The 3,842-nt window shown below is 43.3% G+C and carries 3 protein-coding genes; 1 reads left to right on the top strand and 2 read right to left on the bottom strand.

Annotation, left to right across the window (positions count from 1 at the left end; translation table 11 throughout):
- Nucleotides 1-54: 54 nt before the first annotated feature.
- Entirely contained in the window at nt 55-312 is a 258-nt protein-coding gene (locus QZL69_RS02235) for a hypothetical protein (RefSeq protein WP_022213597.1), read from the top strand.
- A 67-nt stretch (nt 313-379) separates the two neighbouring features.
- On the opposite strand, the gene QZL69_RS13805 is transcribed toward QZL69_RS02235, so the two are convergent.
- Both QZL69_RS13805 and QZL69_RS02225 read right to left on the bottom strand, forming a co-directional pair.
- A complete protein-coding gene (locus QZL69_RS13805; protein ID WP_022213596.1) occupies nt 380-3,301 on the bottom strand; it encodes an aldo/keto reductase in 2,922 nt (973 codons plus the stop codon).
- A 125-nt stretch (nt 3,302-3,426) separates the two neighbouring features.
- On the bottom strand, nt 3,427-3,842 hold a 416-nt coding region (locus QZL69_RS02225; RefSeq protein ID WP_291517926.1), incomplete at its 5' end, for a response regulator.

Raw genomic sequence — 3,842 nt, 5'->3', positions numbered from 1 at the left:
TAATTGAATTGCCGAGGATTCCCGCTTATTGTCCTAAATGCCGAATATCCGGGAATGATGGTTTCCTCTGTCATCTGCCAGAATGAGGAAGTTCTCGCTGCCCTGAAAGACGGTTCCTGTGATATTGGAATCCTTCCATTTCCACTGAAAAACAGCTTTAAAGAAATCAACGGATTCAATTTTCTTCTCCGCACAGAACTTGGCTTCTGGGATACCCTCTGCCGCGAAAAAATGCCCGCCTCCAAATTCCTCGTACAGACAGATTCTGAGGCACATGTGACATTTTATATTACAAAATGTTCCCCAAAATAAGGTGCAAAAAGCTGCTGACTTGCATGCCAGCAGCTTTTATGCTTTACTCTATCGTTTTCTTTTTTAATCAGAGTTTTCCGCCATACACAGGGAATCCACTGCTTGCTCCATAACTCTCAATCTTTTTGAAGTTCTTGAGAATCTCCATATCCTCCGGGCTGATTTCGAAATCAACTTCTGCATTTGCCTTCATATGATCTGGATTTGCTGTCTTTGGCAGGGAAATCGTTCCAAGCTGCAGTGTATAACGGATGCAGAGCTGTGGAACAGATACTCCATATTTCTCGGCCATTTCTTTGATTTCCGGCTGATTCAGGATCTCGCCATGTCCATTCGGGGAATATGCTTCTACTACAATTCCGTTCTTCTGGCAATATCCGACCAGTTCAAGCGGGGTATTGCTGATATGAAGCAGGATCTGGTTGACCATCGGTTTGATCTCTGCGGTTTCCACCAGGCTCTCAATATCTCCGATCTGGAAATTGGAAACACCGAGCGCTTTTAATTTTCCAGCTTTATATGCGTCTTCCAGCGCTTTCCATGCTGCACGGTTTCCTTCTACATAACGGTTCTCTGACTGGTTCACTTCTACCCATGGCTGCGGGCTGTGAATGATCATCATGTCCAGATAATCAAGGCCCATTTTTTCCAGAGTTTCATTGATACTTCTGGCTGCATCCTCATATGTCTTGTGTTCTGCAGCAACCTTGGATACAACAAAAAGTTCCTCTCTCGGAATTCCACAGGTTCTGACACCCTCTCCAACTCCACGCTCATTTCCATAAGCCTGAGCAGTATCTATATGGCGATAACCAATTTCTACCGCCGCCATTTTCTCTAGTGTACTGTCCGGAAGCTCCACATTTCCTACACCACGCTCTGTGCTGTAAGTACAGTTTTCAAAATTCACACTGAAACCGTTTGTGCAGGAGCAGTCTCCCAGGATTCCTCCCATACTTGGTTTCCAGTATTCCGCTTTTGCTTTCTGGAATTCTTCTTCTGTCACACCATCACCTTTCTGTGGCTCTTCATAACTCAGCGAGCCAGTATTGGTACAATTGCTGATCATAACGAGAGCGTCTTTTTTGTTGATCTCACTTTTAGAGAGCTTATCAGCATCAACCGATAACAGTACGGATTCTCCTATTCTGCCAACAATTCCTCCTCCCATAACAGACAGAGTGAACAAAGAAGCATCTTCTTTTTCTCCCTCATCATTTTCCGTTTTCAGATCTGCTTCTCCCATGACCCACTGTTTCGTGAATGAAATATTTCCACTGTTTTCGCATCCGTCGATTTCTGTTTTGGTAAGCATAAAACCATCAACTGCAAGAATGCCGCCCATATAACCATTCGTAGTCGGAGAAGAAAGATTTCCGCTATTCTTACAGTTCCTGATTGTAAAAGATGTATTTGCATTTTCCTCAGTCTTATAATAAGCCGTAAAACATGCAATTCCACCTGCCTCTACTTCACTGCTGATGTCTCCTGTATTTTCACAGTTTTCAAGTTCCAGATTCCAGTCATTTCCCATATTTGTTGTATAACAGAGAATACCTGCTGCATTTTGTCCGAATGAAACAATCTTTCCATGATTGACGCAGTCAGACAGAACCACATTTCCTTTCTGCATTGCCAGATGATGAACGATCCCGGCACCTTCTCCTTCTGTAAAGTCTACTTCATTCATACATCCCGAGACAGTAAGTGTACTGTCTGTTTTTATACATGCATCTGCTGCAATGCCAGCATAATAATGATTTGTCGAAAAAACTTTTCCTACATTTTTGCAATTTTCAATCGTAACGGTATATCTCGGATCTGACAGATACACAGAACCTGTGATTCCTCCTGTATTGGCATTATCAGATATAACAGTTCCATTATTTATACAGTCACTGAGAATCCCATCCTCTCCCATGACCACCACGGAAAAATCTCCCGTAATTCCGCCTGCTGATAATGAGGTTCCTTCTGAGTCCTCTTCATTCACCTTAGCTTCAACCGTTCCCTCGTTTACACAGCCTGTGATCCTGGCAGAATTCGAACCTGCAATTCCTCCCAATGCATGGGCGGAAGCACTTTCTTTTTCTGCTTCTATGTTTCCTTTATTCAAGCAATTCACAATCCCTGCAAAATCTTCTGCTTTTTCATCCCTGTCACTTTCCACAGCAGATACTGCTGATGAAAAATCTCCTGTAATTCCACCCAGGTAAGCCAGCCCGCTTTGCCCGTTCTTCAAATCTTTTACTGCTTTTACAGTTCCATCAAACTCACATCCACTGATCGTGCCAGACGCACTTCCGGTAATTCCTCCGTAATATCCATCATATCCAATCACAGTCCCATTTACTGTGCAGTTCAGAATCTGTGTTTTAGCTGCATTTCCGGCAATTCCTCCCGCTTTGGAAGCATCCCCTGATACTTCAATATATACATCCGTCAGATTCAGATTTTTTATCGTAGCACAATATACATCTGCGAATAAACCGCTATAATCTGATGAAGCATCTGCGTTGTCTTCCTGAAGATCTCTATTCTGATACAGGCCACTGATCGTATGTCCGTTTCCGTCAAATACACCAGTAAACGTCGCTTCTGCTCCGATCGATCTCCAGTCATACTCCGGTCGCTCTGTGCCCCAGTTTTCATAATCAGAAGCATCATTAAGACTGATATCTGCTGTCAGGATATAATTTTGAGTACGATATTCCGTACTTCTATTCTCCGGATCCGAAAGGAGTTCTGATAGATACTGCAGTTCCTCCGCAGAACTGATCTCATAAGGTGAGTTCTCAGTTCCATCTCCACCCGCAAATACCCTGGCAGCCTCTCTGTACATCGTTTCCCCGACATCTCTGTGCTGATGTTCGTACGGCTGTACGATACTTTCTTCTTCCTGGACTTCATCATCCGCTTTAACAAAATTTCCCGTCATAATGCCCAGCATACTGACACCAAGTGCCATAAATAAAAACTTCTTTTTCATCCTCGCTCTCCCCTGCATGAATTTTTTATTCCTGTAATTTTATCATAACATATAGTAACGAAAATCTGTTGTTTTACTGAGTTTTTTTATAGCAAAAACACAGGGAGACTGCAATCTCCCAATTCTCAGTCTCCCTGTCGATCATTTTGTTTATTCAGATATCTGCAGACAGCTTCTTTCATTTTCTGGATATCCAGCGGTTTCACCAGGTGTGCATTCATACCTGCTTCCATACACTTCTTCTCATCCTCATCAAAGGCATTTGCAGTCATGGCAATGATCGGGATGGTTCCGGCATCTTCACGGTCAAGTGCGCGGATCGCTTTTGTTGCGGAGAGTCCATCCATCTCTGGCATCATGATATCCATAAGAATCGCATCAAAAGTGCCCGGTTTATTTCTGGAAAAAATGTCTACTGCCTGCTGTCCGTCATTTACAATGGTTGTGATGGCTCCTTCATCTTCCAATAATGTCCTTGCGATCTCAGCATTCAGTTCATTATCCTCTGCCAGCAGGAGATGCAGACCGGCAATATTTACTT

It is taken from the genome of Blautia sp. CAG:237 (genome assembly GCF_000436615.1).
In the GTDB taxonomy this organism is placed as follows: domain Bacteria; phylum Bacillota; class Clostridia; order Lachnospirales; family Lachnospiraceae; genus Blautia_A; species Blautia_A intestinihominis.
Note: the sequence above shows the minus strand (reverse complement) of the source record. Positions and strands in the feature narration are given on the sequence as shown.

Coding starts and splice junctions, on each gene's coding strand:
- QZL69_RS13805 (WP_022213596.1), bottom strand. CDS start 3,301: ATGAAAAAGAAGTTTTTATTTATGGCACTTGGTGTCAGTATGCTGGGC.
- QZL69_RS02235 (WP_022213597.1), top strand. CDS start 55: ATGATGGTTTCCTCTGTCATCTGCCAGAATGAGGAAGTTCTCGCTGCC.